This window comes from Halalkalibacter flavus, from assembly GCF_036663575.1.
GTDB classification, from domain to species: Bacteria; Bacillota; Bacilli; order Bacillales; family Bacillaceae_D; genus Halalkalibacter; species Halalkalibacter flavus.
This window is the reverse complement of the sequence record NZ_JAWRVK010000010.1, coordinates 86,540-103,445: the sequence shown is the minus strand read 5'-3', so window position 1 is coordinate 103,445 and position 16,906 is coordinate 86,540. Positions and strand designations below refer to the sequence as shown.

Here is a 16,906-nt window from a genome sequence, read left to right as displayed (position 1 = left end):
GAACCGTTGCTTTGTCTTAAGCCTGTTATGAGTGGGGTTCTCATAACGGGCGCGCAACGTGTGGAGTCATTGCTGCTTCCTTGAACTTGCTAAAAAAGTCTTTAAAAAGATTTCGCTTTGTTTTTAGCCATTGTGTAACATGGATAACTTCCAAGAATTTCGACGCCACACCCAAGGGCTTCGACTTCTGACACAACTCCTGGTATTAAAACATCGTCCATTGCACCTTCAACATCAATAATAAAGAAATAATTCCCTAATCCTGTCTTCGTTGGTCTAGATTCAATTTTCTTTAGGTTTAATTTTCTCCAAGCAAAAGCTGACAGTACTTGGTGAAGTGCACCTGAATAATCTGAAGGCAACGTCACCATTAATGTCGTTTTGTCTTCCGTAAAATTCGCACCTTCATATGAAACATCAAGTGGCTCTTTACTTAAAACAACAAAGCTTGTTCCATTGTTCTCAAAATCATGTATATTTGTATGAGCCATCTTTAACCCATATTCTTGCGCAGCTCTCTCATTAGCTATTGCTGCAATTGCTAATTCAGGGTGGTTCTTTACATACTCAGCTGCCGCTCCTGTCGAATTCATATATTCCCATTCAGTATTCGGGTAATAGTTTTGTAAAAATTCATGACATTGAGCAATCGCATGTGGATGAGATACTATTTTTTCAATTTTACTACCTTGATAATCAGGGTTCATTAATAAATGTTGCTCGATTGGGACTGTAATTCCGCCTATGATTGGTAGCCTTTGTTTATGAATTAAATAATCTAATGTCATATTTACAGAGCCTTCAATTGCATTCTCAATAGGTACAACAGCAACCCGTACTTCTTCCGTAGCAACTGCATCCATACACGAAGGAATGGTTCGGAAAGGAAGGAAGTCCCCTTTTTCAAATAATCCTCTCGCTGCCATTTCTGTAAATGTCCCTTTTGGTCCTAAAAATCCGATCTTCATGTTGTTCAAACTCCTTCCTATGAACCAGTTCCTACCAGTTCCACCTTTTCTACTGCTTCTAATCCTACAAGCCACTCCATAAGTTCATCTAAATCTAGTTTCATTGGCTCCGTATCGATTGATAACGTCATATGAGCCCTCCCTTGTAAGGGAATTGTCTGGTTTATTGTTAAGACGTTTGCACCTGTCTCGGCGACTTTCCCTAGTAACTGCGAAAGCGAACCAGAGCGATCGACTAATATAATCGAAAGGGTAATAATTTTTTCCTTCACTACTTTATTAAAAGGAAAGATTCCATCCTTATATTTATAAAAAGCACTTCGGCTAAGCCCAACCTTATTAACAGCTTCATTAATCTTCTTCACTTTACCTAATTCCAGTAGCTCTTTAGCAGCTAACGTTTTTTCCATTGCTTCTGTTAGCATATCCTCACGTACAAGATAAAATGATTTTCTTGCTGTCATATATCGTATTCACCTTCTTTCAACGAAGAGCTATGTATCATTATAGAATTGACGAAACTTTTTGACAACACAAATATGTCTTTTTACAGTAAAAAACTGTCTCCATAGAAGAGACAGTTTTTCTATATAGTCTTGTATTAATCGATAAACTCAAACTCAAATTTCATGATCCTAACAAGATCTCCATCCTTAGCTCCTCTTGCACGAAGAGCATCATCAACGCCCATTCCTCTCATTTGTCTTGCAAAGCGCCTTACTGACTCATCACGAGAAAAATCAGTCATTTTAAACAATCGTTCAAGCTCTGCTCCAGATAATACAAATGTACCATCGTCATCTCTTGTGATTACAAAAGGAATTTCTTTTTTCTCATGACGATAGATAACGCGAGTAGACTCCTCAGTTTCTTCATAGAGAGGAAACTCTGGGGTTTCTTCAATCTTATCAGCTACTGTTATTAAGAGATCACGTAACCCCTTTTTTGTCACTGCAGATATTGGAAAGACAGGATATTGGCCGTTAAGCTTTTCTTTAAAGATCTTTAAATTTTCTTCAGACTCGGGCATGTCCATTTTATTCGCTACAACTATTTGCGGTCGTTCAAGTAATCGCATGTTATATTGCTTCAGCTCATCATTAATCATCAAAAAGTCTTCATATGGATCGCGACCTTCAAGTGCTGACATATCAATGACATGAACAATCACTCTCGTTCGTTCTATATGTCGCAAAAATTGATGGCCTAACCCGACCCCTTCATGTGCACCTTCAATCAACCCTGGTAAATCAGCCATAACGAAACTACGATTGTCTTCTGTCTCCACTACCCCTAAATTCGGTGTAATCGTTGTAAAATGATAATCAGCTATTTTAGGCTTAGCTGCAGAGACTACTGAAAGCAATGTCGACTTACCAACACTAGGAAAGCCAACTAACCCGACATCTGCAAGAACCTTTAATTCAAGCACAACATCTCGTTCCTGACCCGGCTCTCCATTTTCAGCAATATCCGGTGCAGGATTTACCGGTGTAGCAAAACGAGTATTGCCCCGTCCACCTCTACCACCTTTAGCGATGACAGCTTTTTGCCCATGCTCGGTTAAATCTGCAATAATTTGACCAGTCGCATCATCAATAACGGTTGTTCCCGGTGGTACTTTGACAATCATATCGTCTGCGTTTTTTCCGTGCTGATTTTTTGGTCTTCCGTGCTCACCTCTTTGGGCTTTAAAATGACGCTTATAACGGAAATCCATTAACGTTCGTAATCCTTCTTCTACTTCAAAAACGACACTTGCACCTCGTCCGCCATCTCCACCTGCTGGTCCGCCGTCAGGTACATACTTCTCTCTACGGTAAGAGACTTGTCCATTTCCACCGTCTCCACCTTTTACGTATACTTTTACCTTATCTACAAACATACCTTTCACCTCAACTTCTCATAAACCTAGCGACTAATACACATTCAGACTCGTCCATCTCCACTAGCTTTACGTTTGGCTCCCATTCATTTAAAAATTCAAGCCAATCTTCCTTTTTCATTTGTAATGACCCTTGAAAATCAAATGTTATTTTACATTCAATATCCGTGAAAAGAAATGTAAGTAACAAATTATTTTCTGATTCTATTGAACATCCTTCTGTTAGCTTCTCCGTAATTTGCTCACATAATCGCAGCATACGAACTTCATCTTTTTCAAGTGAAAAGACGTCACCTGCAACATCTATTTCTAATTTCAGTTTACTGCTGAACCAATTATACGTTAAAAGAAAATACACAACACTAACTGCCTGTATTTCTGAAATTTTGCTCTCGCAAATCGATTGTTGTGTCACTTGATCAATAATTTCTTCAATGCGATCGTATCGTTTAAGTGCTAAATTCCCTTTTATTAACTGCATAACGTTCAACCAATCATGACGTGTTTGCCTAAGCGCCTTTAAGACATCTAATTGGTTATCCATTTCAGTCTCTCCCTTGTCCTCCATTAAAATAAGAATCGCTCTTTTCATTACATGGATTATCTTACCACAAAGTAAGGAATAGAAACCACGTTCTCTTTATTCGTTATATTATTAAATATTGTACAATACTAATCCTCACTATCCAACTCGGAAATCTAAGAAAACAATTGACAGATGACAAACTTCTACATATACTTAATAAAAGCTAAAACCCACTAAATCACTATGAATTGTAAAGAAATTCCTTGAATGAGGAGGGATACCATGTCTGACGTTAAAATTGCTAGTGTAGGAAAGACATTTGAGAATAAAGAAGAACAAACTTCCTATACTGTTTTCGATAACATTGATCTACATGTAAAATCAGGTGAATTTGTATCACTACTTGGTCCATCTGGGTGCGGAAAATCAACATTATTAAATATCATTGCCGGACTAGATCAAGCAAGCACTGGTTCTGTATTGGTCGGTGAACGTAAAGTTACAGGGCCTGGGGTGGACCGAGGGGTAGTCTTCCAAGAAGCGGCACTCATGCCTTGGATGACCGTGCTAGATAATGTTATGTTTGGAATTAAAAAGCGTTACAGCAAAAAAGAAGCAAAAGAACGGGCCATTGAATACCTCAAACTTGTACATCTTAGTAAATTTGTTGACTCATATCCACACGAGTTATCTGGTGGAATGAAACAGCGGGTCTCGATTGCACGTGCTTTAGCAATGGATCCAGAAGTTCTATTAATGGATGAACCGTTCGGAGCATTAGATGAGCAAACAAGATCAATGCTTCATAAAGAAGTACAATATATTTGGGAACAAACTGGAAAAACGATTATCTTCGTTACCCATAACATTCGCGAATCTATTTTACTATCAGATCGAATTGTTTTGATGGGTGTAAGACCTGGTGGAATTATTAATGTTTTTGACGTTCCTCTTGCCCGTCCTAGAAAACCATCTAATGAAGCTTTTGCTTCATTAGAAGATAAAATTAGTAAACAACTAGCAGGGGAAATCGAGAAAGTGATGAAGGAGGAAATGGGTGATGATTACCATAGTCAGAAGGCTACTCTTCTTTACAGCTCTCATCGCGATATGGGAGATAATATATAAACTTGATGTCTTTGGTACAAGAATGTTCCCTTCCCCCCTTCTCTCATTTGTAGAGCTTTATAAAGGCTTTTTCGAGACTGGGATCTTAACAGTTGCCTTAACAACAAGTTTAGGACGTATCGGCTTAGGTTTTGCCCTAGCTGTTATCATCGGCTCCATTCTTGGTATTATTTTAGCTACTTCTAAAATTGCTGATGAAACACTTGGTTCACTTGTTGTTGCTTTGCAATCTGTACCAAGTATCGTTTGGTTGCCGTTAGCCTTAGTTATGTTTCAAGGCGGAACAACAGCCATTCTATTTGTTATTGTACTTGGGGGAACGTGGCCAATGACGATGAATGTTAGAATGGGAATTAAAAATGTTCAGCCACTATTAATTCGAGCCGCACGTACAATGGGCTACAAAGGCTATGAATTAATATGGAAAGTAATGATACCAGCTTCCATTCCATCCGCTCTAACAGGGGTTCGATTATCTTGGGCATTTGGATGGCGTGCATTGATGGCAGCAGAACTTCTAGGTAGAGGTGGCCTCGGCCGTACTCTTCTAGATGCTCGTGACTTCTTTAATATGGAATTAGTCATTGCCATTATGATTATTATTGCTGTTATTGGTCTTATTGTAGAGTATTGTATTTTTAATCCGATTGAACGGAAAGTACTTAGTCGTTGGGGATATGCGAAATAGATAAATATTTTATTTTTAAAAAGGGAGAGACTACGATGAAAAAATGGCTTAAAGCAACTGGGATCGCGTTAGTGCTTGGGGCATTAACCGCATGTGGAGCAGGTAGTACGAGTGGTTCAGATTCAGAAAGTGACGTCCGCATTGGTTATTTTCCAAACCTTGACCATGCAGCTGCTATTATTGGAAAAGAAAAAGGATTCTTTGATGATGAATTAGGCGAAAGAGGTGCTGAGTACACCCACTTCCCAAATGGAAATGACTTCATCGAAGCGCTTGAAACAGGGAATCTAGATGTTGGATATGTTGGACCAGGTCCGGCTATTAACTACTTCCTTACTGGTGGAGATATCGTTGTTCTTGGAGCTGCTGCTAACGGAGCTACACTAATTGTTTCTCGTGAGGACTCTGGTATTGAAACACTTGAAGATTTTGGTGGTAAATCGTTCTGTACTCCAGGAAATGGATGCACACACAATGTTCAACTTGAAATGATGTTAAAAGACATTGGTCTAGAATCAAACCGTGTTGGTGGAACTGTTGAACATCAATCCCGTATTGCTCCAGCAAATATGGTTGCTATGTTTGAGCAAGGACAAATTGATGCTGCAGCTGCACCAGAGCCTTGGGGCACTTACCTTGTAGAAGAGCTAAATGCCAATGTCGTTACAGAATGGAATAATGTTTTCTTAGGTGAAGAACTAGCAAGTGTTGTTGTTGTTACATCTAAAAAATTCTTAGAAGAAAATCCTGAAGCTGTTGATGCTGTATTACGTGGTCATAAGCAAGCCGTTGATTACACACAAGAGAATACAAAGGATACACTAACAACAATTAACGATCACCTTTTTGATTTAACACAAAACCGTCTACCTGAAACCGTTCTTGAAAAAGCTTGGACTCGCATGGCTGTTACAACAGAAACACACGCAGACGCTTTACAAGCTTGGGCAGATGCTTCTTATGAATTAAAATTTATGGATAAAGAGCCAGATCTTACTGGATTTGTTGATACATCTCGTCTAGATGCGATTTTAAATCAATAAATAGGAAACCGCTCAAAACCTGTTGGTTTTGAGCGGTTTTTGTCTCTTGTCAATCTTTTTATAAAATAGGCAAAAAAAATTCACATTTTATGTTTACAACTTACCAAACATTGGATATAATTCCTTATGAAAGCAAATTTGAGAGCAAAGGAGGTTGAACACAATGATTAAAGGATTACTTACACCTACATTATTTTCATATATCATGCGTTCAAAACCTGCTAGCCTCAAACTAGAAGTTTGTTAAAATTTCTATTAGGAAGCTAATTTTTCAAGCCGCAGGTAGAGCGTATACCTGTGGCTTTTTTAGATATCTACCTAGCCACAGGAGCGTATACCTGTGGCTTTTTGTGTCTAATTTAACTTCCAATAATAGGAATCATTTTTGCTTATCCTTGAAATAGAAAGGCGGTGATCAAATGACTTTTACATTTTTACTTTTTACAATTTCTATAAAAAGACGACAATATACTGGAGAAGAACTTGAACGTTTAGTTAGACAACAGAAATTAGAAGAGTACCATAATCAACAGATTCACAAATTTATGCAATAAATTAAATAAAATATAAATAGGAGGTAATGACGATGATTTTTCTTAAAGGGATTGTTTTACAAGGCTGGTATGAGCAGGTGAAAGGCCTTACCTGAATGACTAAAATTTCTATTTAGGAGGCATCTATGACATTTCATTTTATTTTATTTACGATTACAATTAAGAAAAGACAATATACCGGGAAAGAATTAGAACAAATTGTTAGACAACAAGATTACGAGCAAGAACACCAAGAGCGAATCTCTCGCATTGAAAAATGGAACTAAAAAAGGGCGACTAGCTTTTTATCAAGCTAGTTGCCTTTTTTAGTAGTATCTTACCAACGTGCCGTTAACATTTTCTTTCTTGTATAAAAGTTTACCCCATCTTTTCCGTTAGCATGAAGGTCCCCATAAAATGAATTCTTCCATCCAGAGAATGGGAAAAACGCCATTGGAGCTGGTACATTGACATTTACACCAAGCATCCCTACTTCAATATCTTCACGATACTGACGAACCGCTGCTCCACTATCTGTATACAACACAGAGCCATTCCCGAAGTCAGATTCATTTGTCACCTCAATTGCTTCAGTTAAGTCTTTCACGCGTACAATTGATAGAACTGGTGCAAAAATTTCCTTTTTCCAAATATTCATATCTGTCGTCACGTTGTCAAAAATGGTTGCTCCTAAGAAGTAACCGTCAAGATCCTGACCATCTGGACGACCATCACGCACAAGCGTTGCCCCTTCTTGAATGCCTTCTTCAATCGCCTCATTTACCTTATCTAAATGAGACTGGCGAATAACCGGCCCTAGATTAACAGATTTATCACATCCGTCACCTAAAACTAACTGATCTGCCGCTTCCTTTAATTTAGAAATAAGTTCATCCGCAATATCTTCGGTTACAACAACGACAGACGTAGCCATGCAACGTTGACCTGCACTTCCAAATGCCCCTCCAACAATTCCTTGGACTGTCTTTTCCATATTACAATCAGCAAGAACGATCGAGTGGTTTTTCGCCCCAGCTAAAGCTTGAACTCGCTTCCCATAACTAGCACCTGTTTTATAAACATACTCAGCTACTGGTTGAGAGCCTACAAATGAAATGGCTTTGACATCTTTATGCTCAAGTAATCCGTTTACAACATCATGTGCTCCTTGAACTAAGTTCAGCACACCTTTAGGTAAGCCAGCTTCTGTAAATAATTCAACTAAACGCTCAGCAAGTAACGGCGTGCGCTCAGACGGCTTTAACACGAACGTATTTCCACAAGCAATCGCTAATGGGAACATCCAACAAGGAACCATCATTGGAAAGTTAAATGGAGAAATTCCACCAATTACTCCGACAGGATAACGATACATACCAGATTCAATTCCAGTTGCAATATCAGGTAACATCTCCCCCATCATTAAACTAGGTACACCAGCTGCAAACTCTACACATTCAATTCCTCTTTGCACTTCCCCATACGCATCATCGTAACACTTGCCATTTTCCTTCGTTATTAAACTTGCAAGCTCTTCGTAATTCTCCATGAGAAGTTGTTGATATTTAAATAGAATACGAGCTCTCTTTGGAACAGGAGTCTTCTTCCATGTTTTAAAAGCTTCTTTCGCTGTTAATACAGCACGATCTACATCTTCCTTTGTAGAGAGCGGAACACGAGCAATCTCTTCACCCGTTGCAGGATTTGGAACAATTTCAAATTCAGATGATTTAGAATCAACCCATTCACCATTGATATAATTTTTTAATACAGCTGTTGTTGTTATTGTCATTTTTAAAAACTCCTTTTTCTCATTTATTTAAATATAAAATAAAGAATATAATACAATCGCTAAAATTAGCGCAATTGTCGGAAGAATAACACTTACACAGAATATCGGTAAATAAGCTCTCTTATGTGTTTCACCACAGATTGCCCTAACCGTTGTTACCACATATCCGTTATGCGGCAAGGAATCTAATCCACCAGATGCTAAGGCTGAAACCCGGTGCATAGAACCAGGATCTATCCCTTTTGCTAAATAAATCGGTGCCAATAAAGGAAGAGCAATCCCGAGACCCCCTGAGGCTGAGCCTGTAAGTCCACATATAATCGTAACTCCAATAGCTAAGCCAAGCAGCGGAGGTCCTGAAATATTTACAAGAGCATTAATAAATGTATCAAAAGCAGATACTTGGGCTGCCACACTTCCAAAACCTACAACAGCACACGTATTAGCAATGGCTACAAGTGAGTTTTGTGTACCTACAGCTAATGACTGCCAATACTCTTGAACAAATTTATAGTTAAATCCCCAAACTGCTAAAATACCAAGTATTAACGCAACAAGAGCAGCCGTCTTTGGTGGCATGTAGAAAGAATATTCAGTACTGCAATTACAATAATAAGTGGTAAAATTGCAAAAAATGCATTTGGTAAGTTTTTCTTCTCCGTCGTAGCAGCTATCTCATCTTCAGCTTTGTCTGCAGAGTAGAACGGGCTTGATTTTGGTAATTCAAACACCTCACCATTTGCTATTGCTTTTCTAACTAATAATCGTAACCACAATCCACCAACTGCCGCAATGAAAACCCCTGTAAAAACTCCGACCCAGCCACCAGCAGTAGGTTTCGTACCAAAGAACTCGGTCGGAATTAAATTTTGAATTTCAGGTGACCCAGGTGATGTCATTGTAAAAGAAATTGATCCAAAAACTAATGCTGCAGGAATAAACCTATGTGGATAATTAGCTAGTCTAAATAATGATACAGCAATTGGATAAACGGTAAATCCAACTACAAATAAACTCACACCACCATACGTCATAATGGCACAGGCACCTACAACTGCAAAAACCGCCCATTGAGGTCCCATTGTCCGACTTACCCAATCGGCAATGGCTTCTGCTGATTTAGTATCTTGCATGACCTTTCCAAAAATGGCCCCTAGTAGAAAAATCAAAAACCAATTAGCAAAATAACCTGTAAACCCATCCATATAGTAGCCAGCCATTGCTGTATTTAGGTTTAACCCTCCTGTTACAGCAAGTACAATCGAGCAAAGCAATGCTGCAACAATGATGTTAATCCCTCTCATAGTTAAATAGATTAGAAGACCTAGTGCGACAAATAACCCAATCATGCTCAACATCTTTTTCTCCCCCTAAAAAGTGTCCATTATAACTTCTTCAATGAATGTTCATACACATAAGCTTGACGATATAAAGAAATAATCTCTGCTTCTGTAGGAACTTTAGGGTTATTAGCTGGACTTCCACTATCTAAAGCATCCTTTGCCATTTTTCCAAGAACACTTTCAAACTCCGCCTCATCTACACCCCACGTTTTTAAATTAGGAATATGTAAGCTTTGACACAACTCTAGAATATTTGTTACTACACGGTTAGCCATCGCTTCATCTGTAAGCCCTTTCACTTCTGGGTATAAAAAACGTCCTATTTCCGCTAAACGTGTCACGCATGAATCTTTTGTATACTCTAAGACAGCAGGCAATAACATTGCATTTGATATACCATGAGGAACATGGAATAATGCACCAATTGGTCTTGACATCCCGTGCACAAGGCAAACCGAAGCATTTGAGAATGCAATTCCAGCCTGCATTGAACCGTATATCATCTTATCTCTTGCTTCTAGATCAGACCCATTATGATAAGCTGATAATAAATTTTCTGTAATTAACTTAATTGCCGAAAGAGCCATGTGATCTGTAAATGGATGTGCCTTTCTTGAGATATATGCTTCCAACGCATGAGTTAGCGCATCAACTCCAGTTGCAGATGTTGTATTTTTCGGCGACGATATCGTTAAGACAGGGTCAACTATGGCAATTTCAGGCATAAATGCCGGTTGTTTAATCATCATTTTTACATCATTACTCGTATTGGTAATAACCGTTACATCAGTTGCCTCTGATCCGGTACCAGCCGTAGTAGGAATTGCTATTAGCGGCAGAGGCTTGACATTTAAAAACGTTTTCAAATTCATGTAATCACTAATTTCTCCACCGTTTGTTGCTAGCACTGCCACAGCTTTAGCCGTATCAATACAACTTCCTCCACCTAACGCTATAATAACGTCACATTGTTCTGTCTTTGTTAAAGTAAGTGCATCGTAAACGTATTGATCCGTTGGTTCACTCGCAACTTCTAAAAAATCAACAGAATCAACACCTGATTCGCTTAAATATGTATGACAAGTCTCTAAATTCCCTAAGTCTCTCATCACATAATCACTAATAATCAGTGCCTTTTTCCCTAGTTTCGCCGCCTCTTCTCCGATTTTTTCAAAGCTTCCTTGACCGTAGAAAATACTTTTTGGCAAGTGGACTGCTGCTACATTCATATTTGATTCCTCCTTTTTGCTTTTCGATTTCAGTAATGCAAAATTCGTGCCAACTTTTTAATTGTTGAAAATATGCCATATTCAAAGAAATAGAAAAGAAAATAGTGTAGCAAAAAAGATACACTATATATAGACGTGTATCTTTTTTGCTACACTATTTTAAATTATATTGCTTCATTTTCTTGTAAAGCGTTGTTCTATGAATCCCTAATCGCTTAGCCGCCTCGGACTTATTCCCACCTACTACTTCTAACATCTGTTCAATCGTTAGTTTTTCATTTTCAATTCTCCCTAGTTTAAGCGGCTGACCTACCATTACTTTTTGCTGATCTCTAATAGCAGCAGGTAAATGTATCGTTTTAATTATCTTTCCATCGACTAATACACTAAGTTGTTCAACTGTATTGATGAGTTGACGGATATTACCTGGCCAATCATATGACATTACTTTTTCCATAGCAGTTGGATCGACCTTTTTCACTTCTACTTTATTTTCACGAGAAAATTGTTTTAAATAATAAGCAAACAATATTGGAATATCCGAACGACGTCTTCTTAATGGAGGAATTTCTAATTCAATCACGTTAAGCCGATAATATAAATCTTCTCTAAATGAACCTACCTTTACTTTCTCGAGCAAAGCTTGATGCGTTGCTGCAATGACTCTAACATTGACAGGAACTTCCTGATTCCCTCCGACTTTCATTACCTTTCTCTCTTCTAAAACACGGAGAATTTTGGTTTGCATATGCTTTGGCATATCACCGATCTCATCTAAAAAAATCGTACCTCCATTAGCCAATTCGAACTTCCCTTGGTTTCCTCCCTTTTTGGCACCTGTAAATGCACCCTCTACATACCCAAATAATTCTGATTCAAGAAGGTTTTCTGGGATAGCTGCACAATTAATAGCAACAAAGGGGCCTTGCGACCTTCTGCTAGATTGATGAATAGCTTGGGCAAACACTTCTTTTCCTGTACCGGTTTCTCCAGTAATCAGTACCGTTGCGTTCGTCTTGGCTGCTTTTTTTGAAAGTCTTTTGCATGCATTGATTTCATCACTAACTCCTAGAATTCCATCAAAAGTGTTCAAAGGAGTTACTTCAGTTTTTTTCTTCTCTTCACTTATTAAAGGAAAAGGAGAGCCTTCTTTTGAAGTTTGAGTTGCATTTTCTAATATTCGGTACAACTCTGAAACTCCTTCAAAAATTAACATCCCAATAGCGCCAATCAGCTCATTATTCTGCCAAATCGGTATACGGTGGACGATCATTTTTTGACCTTGAATTACTTGAACTTCCCCTCTTTGAGGTATGCCTGTCTTGGCCGTTAGATGGAGCTCTGTATTATCAATAACTTCTGTTACATGTTTTCCTATAACATCTTCTGAAATAATTCCTAAGAAATTTCGATACGCTTGATTCATCTTTACGATAAATCCATTTCGATCGACGAGAGCAACCCCTTCATAAGCAATATCAAGAATGATATCAATGACATTCACATTATGCTGAATCGAACTTATTAAAAATTCCTGTGCAACGAACATCTCTCTCGCACTAATAGAGCCAACTAATTTATCGTCTTGATTCACGACTGGAATCACTTGTTCATTAAAAGGTATATGTAAAATCGATGTATCAGGAAAAATGGTAGGTGATGTTTCGAGCCACGCTACCTCCATTTTTTCATTAGGAGATATTCCTTCTAAATAAAGACGATTCACCATTTGTTGAGTAATGATCCCTAATACAATATGATCCTGGTCAATAACAATTAGATCATTGTTTTTATATTGCATTATTTCAAGTATGTCATGTATGGAGTGGTTGTCATATACAACAAAATGAGGAGGAACCATCCAATGTATCACTTGAAGCTCAGACTGAAGATCAGATTCATCGATTACACTTAATTGGTCAGTAGAGTTCTCCATCCTTTCGCCTCCTACTCTTACATATTCAAATATTAAATAGAAAAAAGAGGGCTCCTGATTCTCCATTCTCTAAAAAGTCATATAACAACATACGGACTTAAATAGAAGGCACTGAAAAAGGGAAAACCGCCCTTTTTCAGTGCCCACTTTTTCTCTACCACCTATTTAAAATTTGTTCTACAGCTGCCTCTCCTTGATTAATACAATCAGGCAACCCAATTCCATCATATCCTCCACCGGCAAGATGAAGGCCAGGAAGATTCCGTACAATGTCTTCTTTCACTTTTGCTAATTTATATGTATGACCCACATTGTATTGTGGCATAGCCTCCTGCCAACGTTTAATGAAGTAAAATTCCGGCTTTCCTTCAATTGTCATGATTTGCTTCAGGTCATAAAGAACAGCACTTACTATTTCCTCATCTGATCTCGAGACAATGGCCGAATCACCGGCGCGTCCAACATAAGCGCGGAGTAGCGCGTACCCTTCTGGAGTGGAATGCTGCCATTTATTATGCGTCCATGTACATGCGGTAATGGTATGGTTGCTTTTCTTCGAGACAACAAAGCCTGTCCCTTCATGTCGATTTATAACTTTTTCTTTCTTATAAGCAAGCGCTACTGTCGCAACCGTTGTTGATTCCATCTCACTTAAATAACTGAAATATGGATAATCAGCTAGTAAGTTCGCTGTTACCTTAGGTGGGGTAGTAATGATCACTTCATCATAGATAGCTTCCTCGCCATTTTTAAAATACAAATGGAAATGCTTATCTTGCTTTACGATCTTTATGAGATCACTACCTTTATGGACTGAATCTGAGTCAAGTTGCATTTCAATAGCTTCAACGAAAGACTGTAACCCCCTTCGAAACGTTAAAAACATGCCTGTTGATTTAACAGCCTCCGTTTGCGGCTTTGCTTTTTTATCCTTTGCCCCTTTCATCCCACGAATGAGACTTCCATACTTTTGCTCAACTTGCAAAAACTGAGGAAAGGTAGCTTTTAGACTTAACTTATCTAGGTCGCCTGCGTAAATCCCAGATAAAAGTGGCTCGATGAGACTATCGACCACTTCATTGCCTAATCTCCGCCGAAAGAAGTGGCCAAGAGAGATATCCTCATCTTTACCTGTAATACGTGGGGAAAAGAAGTCGCCTGCTGCTCTTAGTTTCCCGATTGGAGATAATAGACTTGTATGCAAAAACGGCTTGATCTCTGTAGGAATGCCCATGATGGCTCCACCAGGAATCGGGTGAAGGGTTTCACCTTTTAAGACATATGCTTGACCTGAATCATTAAACAGAAGTTCCTCTTCTAGCCCAACTTCTTTCGCTAACCTTGTCATGCTGTCCTTTCTAGCTAAGTAAGAATCTGGCCCAAGTTCAATAACAAAGCCATTGACGCGCTCGGTCCGTATCTTCCCGCCAAGTCGCTCACTTTTTTCAAACAAGTCATAGGAAATAGATGCACCGTTTGCCTTTGCCTTTTTCAGTTTATGCGCAGCTGCTAACCCAGTAATTCCACCGCCAATAATCGCTATCCTTCTATCCTTTTGCACCACAAATTTTCACTACTCTCTCTCTGCAAGCTTTTTTTTGACAACTGTTGCTAAACATTGAAGAAATTCTGGTTTGGCATTGGGCATCTCAGGACGATAATAATCAATCCCAAGCTCATCTGTTACAATCTTACATTCAATATCATTATCATAAAGTACTTCTAAATGGTCAGCGACAAACCCAACCGGACAATAGACAATAGCAGTATAACCATGCTGTTCGTAGAGACCTCTCGTTAAATCTTGAACATCTGGACCTAGCCAAGGGTCAGGTGTGTTGCCTTCACTTTGCCAGCCAATTGTATAATTCTTAATTCCTGCTTTTTCTGCAATCAAGTCAGCTGTTTCTTGCAGTTGATCTGGGTACGGATCTCCCATTTTTGTAATTTTTTCTGGCAGGCTATGGGCTGAAAAGATAACACAGGATTTGTCCTTATCCTTAATTTTACCTAATGTTTCTTTTACCTGATTTACCCAATAATCGATAAACAATGGCTCATCATACCAGCTATCAACACTGTAAATCGTTGGTCCATCAACATTTTCTGACTCATCTATAGCTCTGCCATTGTAAGATTTAACGCTGTATGTAGAGAAATGGGGTGCAAGGACTAAGCTTACCGCTTCTTCAATTCCGTCTTCTTTCATTTGCTTAACAGCATCCTCAATAAAAGGATCAATATGCTTTAAACCAAGGTACGCTTTAAATTCAATATCCTCAAATTCGCTATTTAATTGTGCCTCTAAGCCAAATGCTTGATCTTCTGTAATTTTAGCTAGGGGGCTAATACCTCCAATAGCTTCATAGCGCTCCGTCAACTCTTCTAACGCTTCATCAGAAGGTTTCCTCCCCCTGCGAATATGGGTATAATACGGCTCAATTTCTTCTTTCTTTCTTGGTGTTCCATATGCCATTACTAATAAGCCAATTCTTCTCTTAGTCATTTCCTCACCTCAAATTACTTGTTGTTCATTGAATAGTCATGCACAAACGCCGTTAATCTCTTTAACGTATCAGGACTAACCTCCGGGAAGACTCCATGTCCTAGATTGAAGATAAAGTTTGGATTTTTCATTCCTTGATCTAGAATTGCTTTCGCGCGTTCTTCAATTACATTCCATGGCGCTAATAAAATGGCAGGATCTAAATTCCCTTGAACCGTTTTCTTAATACCTAACTCTCTTGCTTCTTGTACAGACAAACGCCAGTCAAGCCCAACTACATCTAGAGGTAAGTCATTCCACTCGTTTGCTAAATGACTAGCTCCTACACCGAACATAATAAGTGGGACATTTTCTTGTTTAAGTTCTGCAAAGATACGGTTCATGACCGGCTTCACAAATGTACGATAATCAGCTACATTTAACGCCCCTACCCAAGAATCAAAAATTTGAATCGCTTGCGCCCCCGCCGCAATCTGCGATTTAACATATGTAATGGTCATTTCACCTAGCTTATCCATCAACAGGTGCCAAGCTTCAGGCTCTGCATACATAAACGCTTTTGTATTGTTGTAGTTTTTAGATGGGCCACCCTCAATCATATAGCTAGCAAGCGTAAAAGGAGCTCCTCCAAAACTAATTAATGGAACCGTTAACTGTTCACGTAGCAGTTTAATTGTATCTAGAACATATGGCACATCTTCTTCAGGGTTAATCGTTCCTAATTTTTCTACGTCACCTTTCGTACGTATTGGATTTTCGATAACTGGACCAATTCCTGACTTAATCTCTACATCTACTCCAATGGCTGGTAGCGGTGTCATGATGTCTTTATACAAAATAGCTGCATCGTTATTATATTGATCAACAGGTAACTTAGTCACATAGGCACATAGTTCCGGTTGATGTGTAATTTCAAAAAGAGAATATTTTTCTTTAATTTTTCTATATTCAGGCTGAGACCGCCCAGCTTGCCTCATATACCAAACAGGTACATGATCATGAGCCTCTCCTCTACAGGCTTTTAAAAACGTATCGTTAAAAATCTTCTGATCCATTGTGCCACTCCTTTATATATCTTTCCTACCTATTTTACTTGATTACATTCGAAAAAGCATATTATACAACTTTTACTATAATGACCGAACCTTAACGTGTATAGACAATCCGAACAACTGTCATAAAATAGATGAATGTTTCCCGTTTGTTTCAATAACTTAGCTTCTAGGCCCAAAGAAAGCGTTAAGGGGCTGTCCCAAAAGTCCGGAACAGAGGTGGCAATGGCTCCGTTCGCTACGCGCCTTGAGAGGAGAAACCCACTCCTCTCAAGGC

General features: G+C 38.7%; 15 protein-coding genes and 1 pseudogene. 5 read left to right on the top strand and 11 right to left on the bottom strand.

Annotated elements, in window-relative coordinates:
- Nucleotides 1-101: 101 nt before the first annotated feature.
- From pheA to SAY88_RS09095, 4 genes are all read right to left on the bottom strand, one after another.
- A complete protein-coding gene (pheA, locus tag SAY88_RS09110) occupies nt 102-968 on the bottom strand; it encodes a prephenate dehydratase (RefSeq protein WP_332631188.1) in 867 nt (288 codons plus the stop codon).
- Between the two features lie 17 nt (nt 969-985).
- A complete protein-coding gene (locus tag SAY88_RS09105; RefSeq protein ID WP_332631186.1) occupies nt 986-1,432 on the bottom strand; it encodes an ACT domain-containing protein in 447 nt (148 codons plus the stop codon).
- A gap of 137 nt (nt 1,433-1,569) precedes the next feature.
- Nucleotides 1,570-2,853, bottom strand: coding sequence for a GTPase ObgE (gene obgE / locus SAY88_RS09100; RefSeq protein WP_332631184.1), 1,284 nt, complete (start codon nt 2,851-2,853; stop codon nt 1,570-1,572).
- A 10-nt stretch (nt 2,854-2,863) separates the two neighbouring features.
- Nucleotides 2,864-3,397 carry a Spo0B C-terminal domain-containing protein gene (locus SAY88_RS09095; protein ID WP_332631182.1) on the bottom strand — a complete coding sequence of 178 codons (534 nt, stop codon included), beginning with the start codon at nt 3,395-3,397 and terminating at the stop codon, nt 2,864-2,866.
- Between the two features lie 264 nt (nt 3,398-3,661).
- On the opposite strand from SAY88_RS09095, the gene SAY88_RS09090 reads away from it, so the two are divergent.
- The 5 genes from SAY88_RS09090 (at nt 3,662) to SAY88_RS09070 (ending at nt 7,058) form a co-directional block, all read left to right on the top strand.
- Nucleotides 3,662-4,507, top strand: coding sequence for an ABC transporter ATP-binding protein (locus SAY88_RS09090; RefSeq protein ID WP_332631180.1), 846 nt, complete (start codon nt 3,662-3,664; stop codon nt 4,505-4,507).
- Nucleotides 4,440-5,195, top strand: coding sequence for an ABC transporter permease (locus SAY88_RS09085; RefSeq protein WP_250095879.1), 756 nt, complete (start codon nt 4,440-4,442; stop codon nt 5,193-5,195). The genes SAY88_RS09090 and SAY88_RS09085 overlap by 68 nt, the downstream gene beginning before the upstream one ends.
- A 35-nt stretch (nt 5,196-5,230) precedes the next feature.
- A complete protein-coding gene (locus SAY88_RS09080) occupies nt 5,231-6,238 on the top strand; it encodes an aliphatic sulfonate ABC transporter substrate-binding protein (RefSeq protein ID WP_332631177.1) in 1,008 nt (335 codons plus the stop codon).
- Between the two features lie 419 nt (nt 6,239-6,657).
- Nucleotides 6,658-6,792, top strand: a complete 135-nt coding sequence (locus SAY88_RS09075) for a YrzI family small protein (protein WP_250095881.1) — start codon at nt 6,658-6,660, stop codon at nt 6,790-6,792.
- A 125-nt stretch (nt 6,793-6,917) separates the two neighbouring features.
- The gene (locus SAY88_RS09070) at nt 6,918-7,058 is read left to right on the top strand and encodes a YrzI family small protein (RefSeq protein WP_332631176.1); all 141 of its coding nucleotides are present in this window, start codon (nt 6,918-6,920) and stop codon (nt 7,056-7,058) included.
- A 50-nt stretch (nt 7,059-7,108) separates the two neighbouring features.
- Here SAY88_RS09070 and SAY88_RS09065 read toward each other — a convergent pair whose 3' ends face one another.
- From SAY88_RS09065 to hemE, 7 genes and pseudogenes are all read right to left on the bottom strand, one after another.
- Nucleotides 7,109-8,563 carry a CoA-acylating methylmalonate-semialdehyde dehydrogenase gene (locus tag SAY88_RS09065; RefSeq protein WP_332631175.1) on the bottom strand — a complete coding sequence of 485 codons (1,455 nt, stop codon included), beginning with the start codon at nt 8,561-8,563 and terminating at the stop codon, nt 7,109-7,111.
- 27 nt (nt 8,564-8,590) lie between these two features.
- Nucleotides 8,591-9,921 (bottom strand): annotated as a pseudogene (locus SAY88_RS09060) (GntP family permease).
- 26 nt (nt 9,922-9,947) lie between these two features.
- Nucleotides 9,948-11,135, bottom strand: a complete 1,188-nt coding sequence (locus SAY88_RS09055; RefSeq protein ID WP_332631174.1) for an iron-containing alcohol dehydrogenase — start codon at nt 11,133-11,135, stop codon at nt 9,948-9,950.
- Between the two features lie 154 nt (nt 11,136-11,289).
- Nucleotides 11,290-13,071: a sigma 54-interacting transcriptional regulator gene (locus SAY88_RS09050; protein ID WP_332631172.1), complete on the bottom strand. Its 1,782-nt coding sequence runs from the start codon at nt 13,069-13,071 to the stop codon at nt 11,290-11,292.
- A 154-nt stretch (nt 13,072-13,225) separates the two neighbouring features.
- Complete coding sequence (hemY, locus tag SAY88_RS09045; protein WP_332631171.1) at nt 13,226-14,635, bottom strand: protoporphyrinogen oxidase; 1,410 nt, start codon at nt 14,633-14,635, stop codon at nt 13,226-13,228.
- 9 nt (nt 14,636-14,644) lie between these two features.
- Nucleotides 14,645-15,577, bottom strand: a complete 933-nt coding sequence (gene hemH, locus SAY88_RS09040; protein WP_332631170.1) for a ferrochelatase — start codon at nt 15,575-15,577, stop codon at nt 14,645-14,647.
- 14 nt (nt 15,578-15,591) lie between these two features.
- A complete protein-coding gene (gene hemE, locus SAY88_RS09035) occupies nt 15,592-16,632 on the bottom strand; it encodes a uroporphyrinogen decarboxylase (RefSeq protein WP_332631167.1) in 1,041 nt (346 codons plus the stop codon).
- Between the last annotated feature and the right edge of the window lie 274 nt (nt 16,633-16,906).